The sequence below is a fragment of the Streptomyces sp. V2I9 genome (assembly GCF_030817475.1).
Lineage (GTDB): Bacteria > Actinomycetota > Actinomycetes > Streptomycetales > Streptomycetaceae > Streptomyces.
On sequence record NZ_JAUSZJ010000002.1, the window covers coordinates 3815490 to 3830437 of the forward strand.

Genomic DNA, 14948 nt, shown 5'->3' on the forward strand with positions numbered 1-14948 from the left:
AAGTGGGAAACGTACGGGGTTCCGTCGTCCCGGTGACGAGCGTGACGATCACCGCATGAGCGAACCGATGCGCTACAGCACCCCGCCGGTCGAGCTACCCCTGCGCATGGAAAGAGAGCCGGTCCCGGTCGAGGGCTGTGCCGGCTGCGTCGAACCGGCCGCCGTACGCAGCCGCGCTCGGGCCGTGGGCGACATGACCACGGTGTCCGACTGCAACGTCTACCTGCGCAGGCACCCGGAAGGGCACCAGGGATGACGCGCACCGGCATGAGGGGGCCGGGGCCCCTACCCCTCCCCGTCCTCCGCCAGCTCCGCCACCCCCGTGATGCGGTGCAGCGGGTACGTGCGGACCTCGTCGGCCGTGTGGTCGTAGGCCGTGACGAAGCCGCCCTCCACGCGGACCGGGGCGATCACGCGCTGGCTGGCCGCGCCGTCCGCGTTGACGTAGCCGATCCAGACCGTGGAGCCCGTCATCGCGGCCGCCTGGACCGTGGCCAGGGTCTCGGCGGGGGTGGTGTGCGGGGGAGGGCGCCGGACGGGCCGTTGGCGGCGGGGCCGTCCGCCGGTTCCTTGCGGGCCACCGTGGCGGCCGTGTCGCCCGCGCGGATGGCCCGGACCGCCGCGCCGAGCAGGGTGGCGTCCGGGGCCGGGGGGCCTTCGGGGACCGGGACCGGGGGCGTGCGGGGCGGGGTGCGGCGGGCCCCGGCGCGGGTGATCAGGACGTCGCCGTCGGCGGATTCGGCGGCCGGGGCGTACCCCATGTCGCGCAGCGCTTCGAGGAGCGGGCCGGGGTCGGCCCGGGAGGCCAGGACCGTGGGTGCGAGGCGGCGCAGGCGCAGGCCCGTGGAACGGCGGTCGGCCAGGATCTCGTTGAGGACCGCCTCGTCGTCGCAGCGTACGTACGCGGACGCCGCCCCGATCCGCAGGTGCCCGTGGCGGCGGGCCACGTCGTCGATCAGGTAGCTCAGCGGCTGGGGCACCGGCGTACGGCTGTGCGCGGCCAGGAACGCGTGCAGGTCGGACGCCGACCGCCCGGCGTCCAGGGCGCGGCGCACCGAGCCGGGCGTGAAGCGGTACACCGTCGCCCCGCCCTTCGACTCGACGTCGGCCAGGACGGACAGCGTCTCCGCCAGCGGGCGTTCCAGCGGGCCGGGGGCCACCGCCGTCAGGTCGGCCTGGAGGAGCACATGGTCCAGAGGCTCGGGGATCAGCGGGGCGAGGCGTGCCGCCGCGGCTTCCTCGCCCTCGTCCAGCAGCGCGCGGGCCTGCGAGGACAGTGCGCCCCGGCCCGTGATGCCCAGCAGCTCCGCCTCGTTCAGCGTCCACAGGGCGAGGCGTGAACGGAGGTCCGTCCCCTCCGCGGGAGCCGAGCCGGCCGGGGCGGTGCCTCCCGCCGCCGGGGCCGGTCCGCCGCGCAACGGGCGTTCCCAGCGCAGCCGTCGCAGCAGCGTCTCCGGGTCCGGCGCGGTGCCCGGCGGCAATTCGCCGAACAGGGCCAGCACCCGGTGGCGTACGTCGGGGGCGGCCGAACGGTCCAGTTCCGGGCCGAGTGCGGACAGGGCCCGCCCCTTGGTGTCCTGGCCGCCGACCAGGCCCGGTGTCCGGGTGGCGGCGAGCCAGGCGGTGGCCAGGTGCGTCCAGCGGTCCCCGGCGGGCAGGTCGAGCCATTCGTCGGACGCGGGCGTCGGCGCGTACCGCTCGTCGGTCTCGCCGTCGGACGCCACCAGCCCCGCGCCGTAGGCCAGTTCGACCCAGAAGGCGGCGATCGGCTCCGGTACGTCCAGCGCGGACGCGGTCCGCTTCAGCTCCCGTACGCTCAGGCCGCCCGCGCGCAGGATCGTGGGCCCGCCGCCGTTCCAGAGCTTCAGCAGCTCCTCGACCGTGGCCAGCGCCGTGAACGCCTGGCCCGCCGCGGCCCTGTCCACAGCCTGTGGATCGCGTTCGGCCGCCGCCGCGACGGCCGGGGCCACCGGTTCCGGTACGCGGTGGGCGCGCCCGGCCCGCAGGTGGAGGGCGGCCTCGCGCGGGAGGACCACCGTGCGGGTGGAGACCGGCAGCAGCAGGCCCCGGTCGCGCAGCCACTTCACGGGCGGGGTCGGGTTCGGCGTGACCTCCCCGTACGGCGGGCCCCACACCAGCCGGTCCAGCACCGACAGCGCCTCCACCGGGGCGGTGTCCAGCAGCTCCGCCATCCGCGTCCGGTCCGTGAAGAGCGAGGAGAGCGCGGCCACCGCCGAGACCGGGTCGTGCGTGGCGGGCAGCCCGGTCGCCGCCAGGATCTCCTGGAGGCGGCCCGGCGACATGCCTGCCGTCGCCTCCGCGACCGTGGGACCCAGGCCCGTGGGGGAGGGGTGCTGCGGCGACGGCGCGAGCAGTTCGCGGGCGGTGCGCACCAGCCGCAGCCGGTCGTCCTCGCCCCAGACCAGGGCCTGTTCGCGCAGCGTCGCCAGCGCGCCCGGCAGCGCGGCGGTGATCGCCGCCCCCGCGTCGTCGTGCTGCTCGCCGTCGTCGAGCCCGTCGCCGGTGAGGAGGGACAGCACCGTGGCGTACGGGGCCGGGTCCGGGGCCACCGCCAGCGCCTCGGCGGTCTGCAACGCGAACCGGTCCAGGTGCTCCAGAGCCCGGACGACCGACGCCCTGGTTCCGGCTCGGGTGGCGAGCTGGGTGATGTCGTTCGGCACCGGGTTCAGGAGGTCGGGGCGTGCGCGCAGCAGCCCGGCCAGCGATTCGTCGCCCCGGGCGCGCAGGGCTTCGGCGAGCGTGCGCGGTGGTGTGGTCGTCCCCATCCGTCCCACGGTAGCCGCTGGAACGCTACCGTCGGGGCAGGGCCGGTAGAGGGGATGCACCGCAGTGGGGATCGAGAGCGACCAGCTCGTCTACGACTACCTGAGCCGGGTCGGCGACCTGGCCCAGCGGCACCAGCTGTCCTCGGCCGCGCGGATGCGGCTCGTCTCGTCCCTCCGGGGCGAGATCGACCGGCAGCGCGGCACCGCGGGCGCGGACTCCCCGGCGACCGTGCGGCGCATCATCGGCAGGCTGGGGAGCCCGGACGAACTGGTCGCCGCGGCGGCGGAGTCCGGCGACGGTACGGTCCCGTTGCCGCCCGCCCGGCCCGGCGCGGGGGCGGGAGCGGGCGAGCCGTCACGGCGGAGCCTCCCCCGGCCCCGGAGCGGGCTGCTGCGCAAGGAGCCGAGAGGGGCGAAGGAGCCGGAGCCGCCGGAGGAGCGGGGCGCACCCCCGGACGCCCGGAGCGCCAGGAAGCCGAAAGCCGGTTTCAGGTGGGGCGCGTCGCGTCGTGCCGCGGGGGACGACGCGCAGGGCGGTGAGCGTCCCGCCGATGCGGGCGCTCCCGGCGCGGCCTCCGTGCCCCGGCCGGCTCCCGCCCGCGACGGCGACGCGGCCCCCGCTTCCGACGCCCGTGTTCCCGTCCGTGACGGAGACGGCGACGAGGCCCCCGCAGCCGACGACGGTGTTCCCGTCCGCGACTGGCCCGACCCCTCCGCCCCGCACATGCTCGGCCAGGACCAGCAGGGCGGCTCCGGCGACGCGACCGACTGGTGGCGGCTGGAGCCGGGGCCCTTCGACGAGGGGACCGCCATCCCCGGATTCTTCGGCGGCATCGAGGCCCCGGAACTGCTCGGCAGGCGGCCGGGGCCCACCGGGAAGGGACCGGCGGGCACGAAGGACGAGGAGGCGGGGGGCGCCGCCGGTGCGGGGAAGGCCGGGTTCGGAAAAGCCGGGGAGGGGAAGGCCGGGGCCGGAAAAGCCGGGGTCGGTAAGGACGCGGCGGTGGCCGGGGGAGGCGAAGGCACCGCCGCCCGCCGTCGCGCCCTGCGCCTGGTCAAGCTCCGCCGCCGCAAGGCCGTCCCCGTCGTCGCCGAGCCCGCGGCCGCCGCCCCCGGCCCCCGCGGCGGCTTCGCCCACCCGCTGCTGCTCCTGGCCGCCGGCCTGCTCGTCGCCGGGGTGATCACCGGTTCCTGGCTGCCGCTGGCGGGCGGCTGGCTGATCGCGTACTCCTCGCGCGCCCTCTCCCGTACGGAGGCGAAGTGGGCGGCGCTCGGTCTGCCGGGCACGGTGGCGGCCGGGGCACTCGTGTGGGTGTGGGGGCGGATGGAGGGGCGGTGGGGCGAGCCGATCCGCGAGGGCGCGCTGCGGGACGTCCTGCTGGACGCGTGGCCGGTGGTCATCCGCGTCGCCGCCGTCGCCTCCGCGCTCTACCTGGTGTGGCGCGCACGGAGACGGGCCGGCTGAGCCGGCCGTCCACGCCGGCCGCCCGCGCCGGACGGGTCCGGGACACCGGCTCGCGTGGAGACCGGCTCCAGCACGGCCCGTGTCCGGGGTACGGGCCCCCGTACCGGCGGGCCCGCCCCGGTCCCTCCGCGGGAGCGGGAGCGGGCCGTCCCGGCGATGGGCTACTCCGTCATGCTGGCCTCGAACTCCTCCAGAATCTTTCCGGCGGCCGTGTAGCCGATGCCCGAGATCCACAGACGGTCGTCGACCTTGAAGACCTTGTCGTTCTTGGCCGCCTTCAGCCCCTTCCACAGACCGCTCGTCATCGTCTTCGTCGTCCCCGCCTTCTCCGGGTCGCCGTACGTCGACGTGAAGATGACGTCCGCGTCGGCGAGGTCGATCTTCTCGGGCGACACGTCGTACGAGAACCCGTCCTTCGCCTTGTCCGTGATCGCGGGGCGGCCGGTGCCGATGTCGGCGAGGATCGAACCGATGTAGTTCTGCTTGCCGTAGATGCGGATCTCGGCGCCCTCGACGAAGCGGATGAAGTTGACGTCCGTGGCGGCGGCCTTCTCCTTGCCGCCGAGGGCCTCCGTCACCTTCGCCACCCGGCTGTCATACGTGGCGAGGACCTTCTTCGCCTCCGCCTGCTTGCCGAGCGCCTGCGCGTGCACCTGGAAGTTCTCCTTCCAGGCGCTGCCGGTCGCCTCCGTCATCACGGTCGGGGCGATCTTGCTGAGCTGCTCGTAGCGGTCGCCGTCACGGACCTTGCTGGTGAGGATCAGATCCGGCTTGAGGGCGGCGACGGACTCCAGGTTCGCGTTGGCGATCTCGCCGACCGGAGTGATGTCCTTCGTCTCGCTCTCGGGGAGGTAGGACGGGAAATCGTCCTCGGTCGCCGAGTGCGTCGCGCCGACCGGCCGGACGCCGAGCGTGATCGCGGAGTCCAGTTCGCCGGAGTCCAGGACGACGACCCGCTTCGGCGCGACGGGGACCTCGACGTCCCCGTTCGCGGTGCTGACCGTACGCGTCTTCGCCGGGGAGCCGGCGGCTTCCGGGGCCGGGTCCGAGGAGCCGCACGCGGTGAGGGCGAGTGCCGCGGTCAGGGCGAGGGAGCCGGCGGCGAGGCCGCGGTGGCGGGGGAGGGCAGTCATGTCACAGACCTTTCAGAGAGGGGGAACCCGCCGGCGGCGGGGACCAGGGTGCACCGGGGACGACGAGCGGTGAACCCGTCACCGGGTCCGGGACGATCACCGCCTCCAGGCCGAAGACCTCGCGGACCAGTTCGGCGGTGACGACATCGCCCGGCCGTCCCTCGGCGACGATCCGGCCGTCCTTCATGGCGACCAGGCGGTCCGCGTACCGGGCGGCCTGGTTGAGGTCGTGCAGCACGGTGACGACGGTGCGGCCGCGGGTGCCGTCCGCGGCGGGGGCCGCCAGCTGGCGCACCAGGTCCAGGACTTCCACCTGGTGCGCGATGTCGAGGTACGTCGTCGGCTCGTCGAGCAGCAGCAGATCGGTGTCCTGGGCGAGCGCCATGGCGATCCACACCCGCTGGCGCTGTCCGCCCGACAGCTCGTCCACCGGCCGTTCGGCCAGCGCCGTCACGTCCGTACGGGCCATGGCGTCGGTCACCGCCCGCTCGTCCGCGTCCGACCACTGCTGCCACCAGCTCTGGTGCGGCTGGCGGCCCCGCGCGACCAGGTCGGAGACGGTGATCGCCTCGGGGGCGACCGGGGTCTGCGGGAGCAGCCCGATGTTCCGGGCGATCTGCTTCGTCGGTATCCGCGCCAGCTCCGTGCCGTCCAGCAGGACCGCCCCGCCGCGCGGCTTCAGCAGCCGGCCGAGCGCCCGCAGGGTGGTGGACTTCCCGCAGGCGTTCGGGCCGACGATGACGGTGACCTGCCCGTCGGGCACGGTGAGGTCGAGTTCGCGGACCACGGTGCGGTCCTCGTACGCGAGGGTCAGGGAACGGGCGGCCAGCCTGCCACCGGCCCCCGGGGCTGCTTCGGTACCGCCACCCGCACCGGTACCTGCGGCTGCGTCGGTCGTCGGGCTCATGCGGTGCCTCCACTGCGGCCGCGGTGACCGCGGATGATCAGCCAGATCAGATACGGGGCGCCGACCGCCGCCGTGAGGACTCCCACGGGCAGTTCGGTGGGCGAGAACAGTCTGCGGGCGAGCAGATCGCCGCCGACGACGATCACCGCGCCCAGCAGCGCCGAGGACAGGAGGGGGATCTGCGCGGTCCGGGTCATGCGCCGGGCGATCTGCGGGGCGAGCAGTGCCACGAAGTCCACCGGGCCCGCCGTGCCCGTCGCCACGGAGGCCAGGACCACGCCGAGGGCGACCAGTCCGAGCCGTACGCGCCCCAGGCGCACACCCAGCGCCGTGGCGGTGTCGTCGTCCATCGAGACGGTGCGCTGCGCGCGGGCCGCCCAGACGACGGCGGGCAGCAGGATCAGCAGCGTCCAGCCGATCGGAGCCGCCTCCGGCCAGCCGCGCCCGTTGAGCGAACCGGTCATCCAGATCTGCGCCTGCTGGGCGACGAGGTAGTCGCCCTTGGTCAGGAACAGCGTGGTCACCGACCGCAGCGCGATGGCGAACCCGATGCCGATGAGGACGAAGCGCGTCGCGTGCAGGCCGCCGCGCCACGCGAAGACGTAGACCAGGGCCGCCGCCGCGATGCCGCCGACCACGGAGAGGTAGGGCAGGACGGTGTACGAGGTGACGCCGAAGGTCATCGCGCCGACGGTGAGCGCGCTCGCGCCCTGGCTGATGCCGATGATGTCGGGGCTGGCCAGCGGGTTGCGGGCCACCGTCTGGATCAGCGCCCCGGCGATCCCGAACGCGATGCCCACCAGCAGCCCGACGACCATGCGGGGCAGCCGCAGCGTGCCCACGACCAGTTCGGCGGACGACGGCTGCCCGAGGACCACCTTCACGACCTCGCCGGGCGCGACGAAGCTCTCCCCCACGCAGAGGTAGGCGACACAGACGGCGGCCAGCAGGAGGGTCAGGGCCGCCGCGACGGCGGAGGCCCGCCGGTGCAGCAGGAACCGGCCACGCGGACCCGCCTTCACGACGGCGTACCCGGCGGGCCGGACCCGTACGGGCACGCTCCTTCCAGGCTTCTCGCGCTTCTCGGGTGCACGGGTGACGCTCACGCGGGCACCGCCTTCCGGCGGACGAGGGCGACCAGGAACGGCACCCCGATCAGGGCCGTCATCACGCCCGCCGGAACCTCGCTCGGCGGGAACACGATCCGGCCGACGACGTCCGAGACCAGCAGCATCACGGGTCCGAGCAGCGCCGCCATGGGGAGCACCCAGCGGTGATCGCTGCCGACGACCGCGCGGGCGATGTGCGGGACGGCGAGCCCGATGAACGCGATCGGCCCGGCGGCGGCCACCCCGACGCCGGTCAGCACGGTCGCCCCGATCCCGCCGACGATCCGGACCGCGGCGACGTTCTGCCCGAGCCCCTTCGCCACGTCCTCGCCGAGCGCGAGCGCGTCCAGCCCGCGGGCGACGGAGAGCACGAGAGCGGCCCCGACCAGGAGGAAGGGCCACACCTGCTGGACGACGTCCGCCTCCCGGCCCGCGATCGAGCCGACCTGCCAGAAGCGGAACTCGTCCAGCGCGGCCGCGTTCGTCGTGAGGATTCCCATCGTGACCGACACCAGCAGCGCGTTGATCGCCGCGCCGCCGAGCGCGAGCTTCACCGGGGTCGCCCCACCGCGCCCGCGGGCCGCGATGGCGTACACGGCGACCGAGGCGACGGCCGCGCCCGCGAAGGCGAACCACACGTATCCGGTCAGCGTGTGCACCCCCGCGAACGCGATGGCCACCACCACCGCCACCGAGGCCCCCTGGCTGATGCCGAGGATGCCGGGGTCGGCGATGGGGTTACGGGTGATGCCCTGGAGCACCGTGCCCGCGAGTGCCAAGGCCGCGCCGACCATCAGGCCGATGAGCGTGCGCGGCACCCGCATCGTGCGGATCACCTCGGCGGCGTCGGAGGTCCCGCCGTGCAGCAGGGCGTCGACCACCTCGCCCGGCGGGATGGAACGCGCCCCCACGGCGAGGCTCAGCAGGATCGCCAGCAGCAGGGCGACGACCGCCGCGGCCGTCGTGGTCGCGCGTCGGGAGAGGCGTGGGGGCCGGGACGCCCCTGGTGGCGCGGCGGCCCGCACCGGCGCTGATGCTGACGCTGACATCTGATCCCATCGAGAACGGCCCGGACACGGACCCGGCACGTGGGAGAACGAGACGGGCACGAGCCGCATTGGTAAGGCTTGGCTAAGTGCGCGCCTCAGTCTAGGCGGCGGTTTCTCGCCATCGACGGGGGCTCCGGGGTGGCCTCGCGCACAGGGGGCCGGGACGGCGTCCGCGACGGGGCCGGATCGGCTCCCGCGCGGGGCAGGGTCGGCTTCCGCGACGGGGCCGGATCGGCTCCCGCGCGGGGCAGGGACGGCTTCCGCGACGGGGCTCCGGGCGGGCTGCGGCCGGTCGGCACAATGGCAGGCATGGCTACCACGGTTCAGCATCCCGATCGGCGACCGCACCCCCGGCGGCGCCCCCTGACGGTCGGCTTCGACCTCGACATGACGCTCGTCGACTCCCGGCCCGGCATCGCCGCCGCCTTCCGGGTCCTGGCCGCGGAGACGGGGGCGTCGATCGACGTGGACCTGGTGGTGAACCGGCTCGGGCCGCCGCTGGAGACGGAGCTGGCGCACTGGTTCCCGGCCGGCGGGGTGCCCGCCGTGGCCGCCCGCTACCGGGAGCTCTACCCCGACCACGCGATAGCCCCGAGCACGGCCCTCGCCGGGGCACGGGAGTCGGTGGCCGCCGTCCGGGCGCTCGGCGGCCGGGCGATCGTCGTCACGGCGAAGCAGGCGGCGCACGCGCAGCTGCACCTGGACCACCTCGGCATCGAACCGGACGCGGTGATCGGCCGGCTGTGGGCGGAGGCCAAGGGCGACGCCCTGCGCGAGCACGGGGCGCAGGTGTACGTCGGCGACCACCTCGGGGACGTGCGCGGGGCGCGGGCCGCCGGAGCGCTGTCGGTCGCGGTGACCACGGGCCCGTGCGACGCGACGGAGCTGCGGGCGGCGGGCGCGGACGTGGTGCTGGAGGAGCTGACGGCCTTCCCGGCCTGGCTGGCGGCCTTCGACGCGGACCGGGTGGCGTGAACGGGCGCAGGGAGGACGCGAGGGACTGCCCGGCCCGGTAGCCGTACGCGCCGGCCCGCCCCCGACAACCGCACGCGCCCGCCCCCCCGGACAACCGCATGCGCGCGCCCGTCTCCGGTGGCCGCCCGTGCGCCCGTCCCCTCCGGGTGCCGTCTCGGTCCGCCCTTCCACCCCGCCGCCTCTCCGCCTCCGGGAGGGTCCGGGGCGGCAGGGCGGCTACGAGTTCGCGGTGCGTTTCGGCGAGTTCGCCCAGACCGAGCGCACGACGCCGGCCGCGGCGATCAGGAACCCGACGCCCATCAGCATGGAGACCGCGTACGCGATCGATGGGAACGGGTCCGTGCCCAGGAACAGGGGGGCGACCGTGACCAGCGTGGCCAGTGCGCCGATGAAAAAGACGATCGCGCCGACCTGAACAAGCCGATCGCCCGCGCCTGAAGGAGTAGTACTCACCCGACCAGGGTAGTTCCCAGCCCCGAGGAACTCTCCGGCGACTCTTGTCACCGGCCGCAGGGCCATTAGCCTGGGACCGGGCGGGTCACGGTGACCCGCTGCTTTGCTATCCGGAGCCGTATCCCGGCTCTCCCGCACACCGACGAGTACGAGGACGAGGACAGACGTGCCCACCGGCAAGGTCAAGTGGTTCAACAGCGAGAAGGGCTTCGGCTTTCTCTCCCGCGACGACGGCGGTGACGTCTTCGTCCACTCGTCGGTACTCCCTGCCGGAGTCGACGCACTCAAGCCCGGCCAGCGCGTGGAGTTCGGCGTGGTCGCGGGTCAGCGTGGCGATCAGGCGCTCTCCGTGGTGGTCCTCGACCCCACCCCGTCCGTCGCCGCCGCGCAGCGCCGCAAGCCGGACGAGTTGGCGTCGATCGTCCAGGACCTGACGACGGTCCTGGAGAACATCACTCCGCAGCTGGAGCGGGGCCGCTACCCGGACAAGGCCGCCGGCGCGAAGATCGCGGGCCTGCTGAGGGCGGTCGCGGACCAGCTCGACGTGTAGAACCTCGCGTGCGGATCGGGCCGGGCCCACGGGGTCCGGCCCGATCCGCACGGAAGACCTCGCATCCGACCGCGGGGCCGGTACGTTCGCGGGCCGGACAGCCGGGCCGGTACAGACAGCTCCGGTCTGCGGTCCGAGGGCTGCTCCGGCCTGCGGTCCGAGGGGCGGCCCGAGGCCGAGCGTCAGGCCTGGCTCTCCGCGAAGAGCCGGGTCGACCGCCCCAGGGCCGCGCGCACCGCGCCCGACCGGGTCAGCGGGGCCCGGTCCACCCCGGCGAACAGGGCGACCAGGGAGATGTCCGCGGCCACGGCCCGGCCCGTCGTGCGGACCGCCAGCCGCTTGCCGCCGCCGAACCCCGACAGCCTCGCCGTGAGGGTGACGCCGGGGTCCTCGTCGTCGGCCCGCCGGACCAGGACGAACCGCTTCCGGTTCACCGCCCGCAGCACGTAGTGGTCGCCTCCGTACCGGAAGCGCAGGGCGCGGGCCCCGCGCGTCAGGCCGAAGCGGTTGCGCCGCAGGTACACGTGGGCGTCGCCGAGCCGGAGCGTCGAACCGTTGAGCGTCGGCAGGTCCGTGGCGTCCGTGTGGATGCCGCGGGTCTCGAACACCGCCGTGGGTATCGAGGGGCCCCGCACCTCCGACACCACGCTGCCCGGCGTGTGTTTCAGGGGCAGCGGCGCGGTGAGCACGACCTCCCCGAACCCCGGCACCGTGCCCCGGAGGCCGGAGCGGCGCTCATGGGTGCGGCCCTCCTTCCAGAACTCCAGCGTGAACGGGTCGATCGAGGTGTGCACCGGGGCCGTCCTTCCTGGCGGCCGCCGGCCGCCCGTCGCTCGGTCGCTCAGGGAAACGCCAGCGCGTCCGGGCGCAGCGGGGGGACCAGGCCCTCGGCGGCGGCGCGGGTCAGCAGGCCGCGGATCGCCGCGTAGCCGTCCTCGCCGAGGTCGGCGGTGAACTCGTTCACGTACAGCCCGATGTGCTGGTCCGCGACCGCCGGGTCCATCTCCTGGGCGTGCTCCAGGACGTACGGGCGCGAGACCTCCGGGTGGTCCCGGGCCAGCCGGACCGAGCTGCGTACGGAATCGGCCAGGCGGCGCAGGGTCTCCTCGCCCAGGGAGCGCTTGGCGATGATCGCGCCGAGCGGGATCGGGAGACCGGTCGTGTCCTCCCAGTGGCGGCCCATGTCGGCGAGGTTGTGCAACCCGAAGTTCCGGTAGGTGAAGCGGGCCTCGTGGATGACCAGGCCCGCGTCCACCCTGCCGTCCCGGACGGCGGGCATGATCTCGTCGAACGGCATGACGACGACCTCGCCCACCCCGCCCGGCACCATGTCGGCGGCCCAGAGCCGGAACAGCAGGTACGCCGTCGAACGCTCGCTCGGCACGGCGACGGTCCGGCCGGCCAGGTCGAGGCCCAGCTCCTTGGTGAGGACCAGCGGGCCGCAGCCCCGGCCCAGCGCCCCGCCGCACGGCAGCAGCGCGTACTCGTCGAGCACCCACGGCAGAACGGCGTACGACACCTTCAGGACGTCCAGCTCGCCGCGTTCGGCCATGCCGTTGGTGAGGTCGATGTCGGCGAAGGTCACGTCCAGCGCGGGCGCGCCGGGGACCCGGCCGTGCGCCCAGGCGTCGAAGACGAACGTGTCGTTGGGGCAGGGGGAGTAGGCGATCCGGATCGCGTCCCCGGCCGGGCTGTCCCCGGATGCGGTCTCAGTGGTCATGCCGGTTCCAACCTTCCAGTACGGGGGCGCTCTTCCCGAACGCGTCCGTGAGCGCGGCCAGCGCGTCACCGATGCGCCAGGCGTCCCGGTCGCGGGGACCGACGGCGTTGGAGACGGCCCGCAGTTCCAGTACGGGCACACCGGCCCGCGCGGCGGCCTCCGCGACCCCGAAGCCCTCCATCGCCTCGACCAGGGCCCCCGGATGCGCCGCGAGCAGGGCCCCGGCGCGTTCGGCGGAGCCGGTGGCGGTGGAGACGGTGAGGACGGGACCCGCGGCGGCGCCCGTGGCGGCCGCCACCTCCCGTACGAGCGCGGGCGGCGGGGTGAAGCGGTCCCGGCCGAAACCGAGCGCGGTGACCGGGAGGAAGCCCTCGGGGGACTCGGCGCCCAGATCGGCGGCGACGATGCCGCTCGCCACGACCGGCGAGCCGAGCGGGGTCAGAGGGGTGAACGCCCCGCCGATCCCGGCCGAGACGACGAGACCGTACGGCGCGGGCGCGGAGGCCAGGGCGAACGCGGTGGCCGCGGCGGCGGCGGCCGGGCCCGCACCGCCCGCCAGGACGTCGAACGCCCCGCTGCGGTGCAGCTCGGCCCCCGGAACGGTCACCGTCTCCGGAACGCCCCCGAACGCACGCGTGACCGCGTCCCGTTCCACCGGGACAGCGGTCACGACCAGCACACGCACGGATTCAGCCTCAGGGTCGAGGACGGGGGAGGGCGTTCCACACCGGGCTCCGCGGGCCCGCCGGACCTCGGCGGGCCCTGCGGGGCCTCGGCGGAGGTCAGTCCTTCTTGAGTTCGAACTGCCAGATGCCCGTGAGCTTCTTGCCCCGGGTCTCCACGATGGAGATGTTGGTCTTCTCGGCGGGCTTGCCCGTCTGGCTGGCGAAGAAGGCGCTGCTGGGGATCGTCCGGTAGGTCTTGTCGTACGGCTCCTGCTCGGCCTGCTGGCCGTTGATGAAGAGCGTCCAGCCGTTCTCGGCGATCTCGGGGTCGACGCCGAAGCGGACCTTGTCGTCCATGGAGACCGTGATGGTCTTCCCGGGCTTCTTGTTCAGGCAGTCCTGGACGAGGGACTCCTTGATCGCATCGCCGTCGTTGTAGCAGGTGGCCTCGGTGTTCACCGAGTCGCTGCCGACCGTCACGGTGGCGAGCGGCGTCGGCTTGTCGCAGGCGGACAGGACAAGGAGTCCCGCGGACACGGCACCAAGAGCTACGCCGATTCGACGGCCCTTACCGGAGAAGAACGCAACGGTCATGGGCCGAAGGCTATCGGTCGCTTCCGTTCACGCCACGCGGGGGTGCGGCGTGCCGCGCCGCGCCGCCCCCAGGAGACCCCGTACGGAGGCCGCCGCGCCGAGCGCGAGAAGGCCCGCCGCGACCGACATCCCGAGCACCGCGTTGAGCGGCAGGGCGATCCCGATGCCGCCGCCGACCACCCACGCCATCTGGAGCAGCGTCTCCGACCGCGCGAACGCCGAGGTGCGGACCTCCTCCGGCACGTCCCGCTGGATCATCGCGTCGAGCGACAGCTTGGAGAGGGCCTGGGTGAAGCCGGCGACCGCGCCGAGCGCGGCGACCATCACGGTGGAGAAGAAGACCGCGGCCAGGATCGCCGTACCGAGGGCGAGCCCCAGAACGGTGGCGATGATGACCTCGGGGCCGCGCGCCCTGAGCCAGGAGCCCACCGCCGTACCGCAGGCGTTGCCGGTCCCCGCCGCCACGCCGACGATGCCGAGCGAGACCGCCGCGCTCTGCCCGGCCAGCGGGTGCTCGCGCAGCAGGAACGCCAGGAAGAAGATGAGGAAGCCGGAGAGGGCCCGGTGCGTGGCGTTGGCCTGGAGCCCGTGCAGGACGGACCCGCCGACGGACCGCAGACCTGGAGGACGCTCCTTGGCCGGTTTCCGCCCGTTCTTGCCCCGGCGCAGGTCCGCACGGGTGCTGCCCTTGCCGGGTGCGGGGCGCGGGGCGGGCTCCTCGTGGTGCGGGACGATCAGCCGCGCCCGGCGCTCGCCCTTCGCGGAGTCGACCTTGGGCGGCAGGGTGAAGGCGAGGAAGGTGCCCGCGACGAAGATCGCGCAGGCCCCGTAGAGCGGCCAGGCGGAGCCGACGGTCTGGAGGCCGGCCCCGATCGGGGCCGCCACCCCCGTGGCCAGCAGCCCCGCCAGGGTGACCCGTGAGTTCGCCTTCACCAGGGAGAATCCGGGGGGCAGCAGCCGTGGCACGACCGCGCTGCGCACCACTCCGTACGCCTTCGAGCAGACCAGGACGCCCAGCGCGGCCGGATACAGCTCCAGGCCGCCCGTGGCGACCGCGCCCGACATGGTGATCGCGAGCAGTGCACGGGCCAGCATCGCCCCGGCCATCGCGGCGCGCCGCCCGTGCGGCAACCGGTCCAGCAGCGGGCCGATCACCGGGGCGAGGAGGGTGAAGGGGGCCATCGTGATGGCGAGGTAGAGCGCGACCCGGCCGCGCGCCTCGTCCGTGGGCACGGAGAAGAAGACCGTGGAGGCGAGGGCGACTGTGATCATGACGTCGCCCGCGCCGTTCACCGCGTGCAGCTCGATCAGTTTGCCGAGGCCCGACTCGCCCGCCCCGTGCGCGTGCGTCGCCCTGCGGATGGAGCGTGCCGTGCCGGTGAACGGGGCGCGCAGGGCACGCCCCGTCGCCCGCCCCGCCCTGCGGAGCGGGCCGGGACCGTCGTGCGACCTGGCGGCAGTCACCTCGTCATAGTGCCCCAACCCCGGCAGGTATGAACGGTGATCGGTCACGGACTCGCGCGGGGCGCTCCCGGTGACGCC

The 14948-nt window shown here is 74.6% G+C and carries 14 protein-coding genes and 1 pseudogene; 4 read left to right on the forward strand and 11 right to left on the reverse strand.

Going from position 1 to position 14948, the window contains the following annotated elements; all coding sequences use genetic code 11:
- Positions 1–55 precede the first annotated feature (55 nt).
- Complete coding sequence (locus tag QFZ71_RS16840) at positions 56–256, forward strand: hypothetical protein (protein WP_307669034.1); 201 nt, start codon at positions 56–58, stop codon at positions 254–256.
- A gap of 29 nt (positions 257–285) precedes the next feature.
- Here QFZ71_RS16840 and QFZ71_RS16845 read toward each other — a convergent pair.
- Positions 286–2786 (reverse strand): annotated as a pseudogene (locus QFZ71_RS16845) (helicase C-terminal domain-containing protein).
- Between the two features lie 64 nt (positions 2787–2850).
- Between QFZ71_RS16845 and QFZ71_RS16850 the strand changes: the two are divergent.
- Positions 2851–4251: a hypothetical protein gene (locus QFZ71_RS16850; RefSeq protein WP_307669035.1), complete on the forward strand. Its 1401-nt coding sequence runs from the start codon at positions 2851–2853 to the stop codon at positions 4249–4251.
- A gap of 161 nt (positions 4252–4412) precedes the next feature.
- On the opposite strand, the gene QFZ71_RS16855 is transcribed toward QFZ71_RS16850, so the two are convergent.
- From QFZ71_RS16855 to QFZ71_RS16870, 4 genes are read right to left on the reverse strand one after another with little or no spacing between them, the layout of a single operon-like run.
- Positions 4413–5384: an ABC transporter substrate-binding protein gene (locus QFZ71_RS16855; RefSeq protein WP_307669036.1), complete on the reverse strand. Its 972-nt coding sequence runs from the start codon at positions 5382–5384 to the stop codon at positions 4413–4415.
- A 1-nt stretch (position 5385) separates the two neighbouring features.
- Complete coding sequence (locus tag QFZ71_RS16860; RefSeq protein WP_307669037.1) at positions 5386–6291, reverse strand: ABC transporter ATP-binding protein; 906 nt, start codon at positions 6289–6291, stop codon at positions 5386–5388.
- Positions 6288–7397 (reverse strand): iron chelate uptake ABC transporter family permease subunit, encoded by a 1110-nt coding sequence (locus tag QFZ71_RS16865; protein ID WP_307669038.1) that lies wholly within the window; start codon positions 7395–7397, stop codon positions 6288–6290. Before QFZ71_RS16865 ends, QFZ71_RS16860 begins: the two co-directional genes overlap by 4 nt.
- Positions 7394–8449: an iron ABC transporter permease gene (locus tag QFZ71_RS16870; protein ID WP_307669039.1), complete on the reverse strand. Its 1056-nt coding sequence runs from the start codon at positions 8447–8449 to the stop codon at positions 7394–7396. The genes QFZ71_RS16865 and QFZ71_RS16870 overlap by 4 nt, the downstream gene beginning before the upstream one ends.
- Before the next feature lie 309 nt (positions 8450–8758).
- Between QFZ71_RS16870 and QFZ71_RS16875 the strand changes: the two genes are divergently transcribed.
- Positions 8759–9424 (forward strand): HAD family hydrolase, encoded by a 666-nt coding sequence (locus tag QFZ71_RS16875; protein ID WP_307669040.1) that lies wholly within the window; start codon positions 8759–8761, stop codon positions 9422–9424.
- A 216-nt stretch (positions 9425–9640) separates the two neighbouring features.
- On the opposite strand, the gene QFZ71_RS16880 is transcribed toward QFZ71_RS16875, so the two are convergent.
- Entirely contained in the window at positions 9641–9877 is a 237-nt protein-coding gene (locus QFZ71_RS16880; RefSeq protein WP_307669041.1) for a hypothetical protein, read from the reverse strand.
- Between the two features lie 166 nt (positions 9878–10043).
- Between QFZ71_RS16880 and QFZ71_RS16885 the strand changes: the two genes are divergently transcribed.
- Complete coding sequence (locus QFZ71_RS16885; protein ID WP_006126557.1) at positions 10044–10427, forward strand: cold-shock protein; 384 nt, start codon at positions 10044–10046, stop codon at positions 10425–10427.
- Between the two features lie 182 nt (positions 10428–10609).
- Here QFZ71_RS16885 and QFZ71_RS16890 read toward each other — a convergent pair whose 3' ends face one another.
- The 5 genes from QFZ71_RS16890 to QFZ71_RS16910 all read right to left on the reverse strand — a co-directional run bounded on the left by QFZ71_RS16890 (position 10610) and on the right by QFZ71_RS16910 (position 14870).
- Positions 10610–11221, reverse strand: coding sequence for a hypothetical protein (locus tag QFZ71_RS16890; protein WP_307669042.1), 612 nt, complete (start codon positions 11219–11221; stop codon positions 10610–10612).
- A 47-nt stretch (positions 11222–11268) separates the two neighbouring features.
- On the reverse strand, positions 11269–12147 hold the full coding sequence (locus tag QFZ71_RS16895) for a 1,4-dihydroxy-6-naphthoate synthase (RefSeq protein WP_307669043.1): 879 nt from the start codon (positions 12145–12147) through the stop codon (positions 11269–11271).
- Positions 12137–12832 carry a futalosine hydrolase gene (locus tag QFZ71_RS16900; RefSeq protein WP_307669044.1) on the reverse strand — a complete coding sequence of 232 codons (696 nt, stop codon included), beginning with the start codon at positions 12830–12832 and terminating at the stop codon, positions 12137–12139. The genes QFZ71_RS16895 and QFZ71_RS16900 overlap by 11 nt, the downstream gene beginning before the upstream one ends.
- 97 nt (positions 12833–12929) lie before the next feature.
- A complete protein-coding gene (locus QFZ71_RS16905; RefSeq protein WP_307669046.1) occupies positions 12930–13406 on the reverse strand; it encodes a DUF2771 domain-containing protein in 477 nt (158 codons plus the stop codon).
- Positions 13407–13433: 27 nt separating this feature from the next.
- Entirely contained in the window at positions 13434–14870 is a 1437-nt protein-coding gene (locus QFZ71_RS16910) for an MFS transporter (protein WP_307669047.1), read from the reverse strand.
- Between the last annotated feature and the right edge of the window lie 78 nt (positions 14871–14948).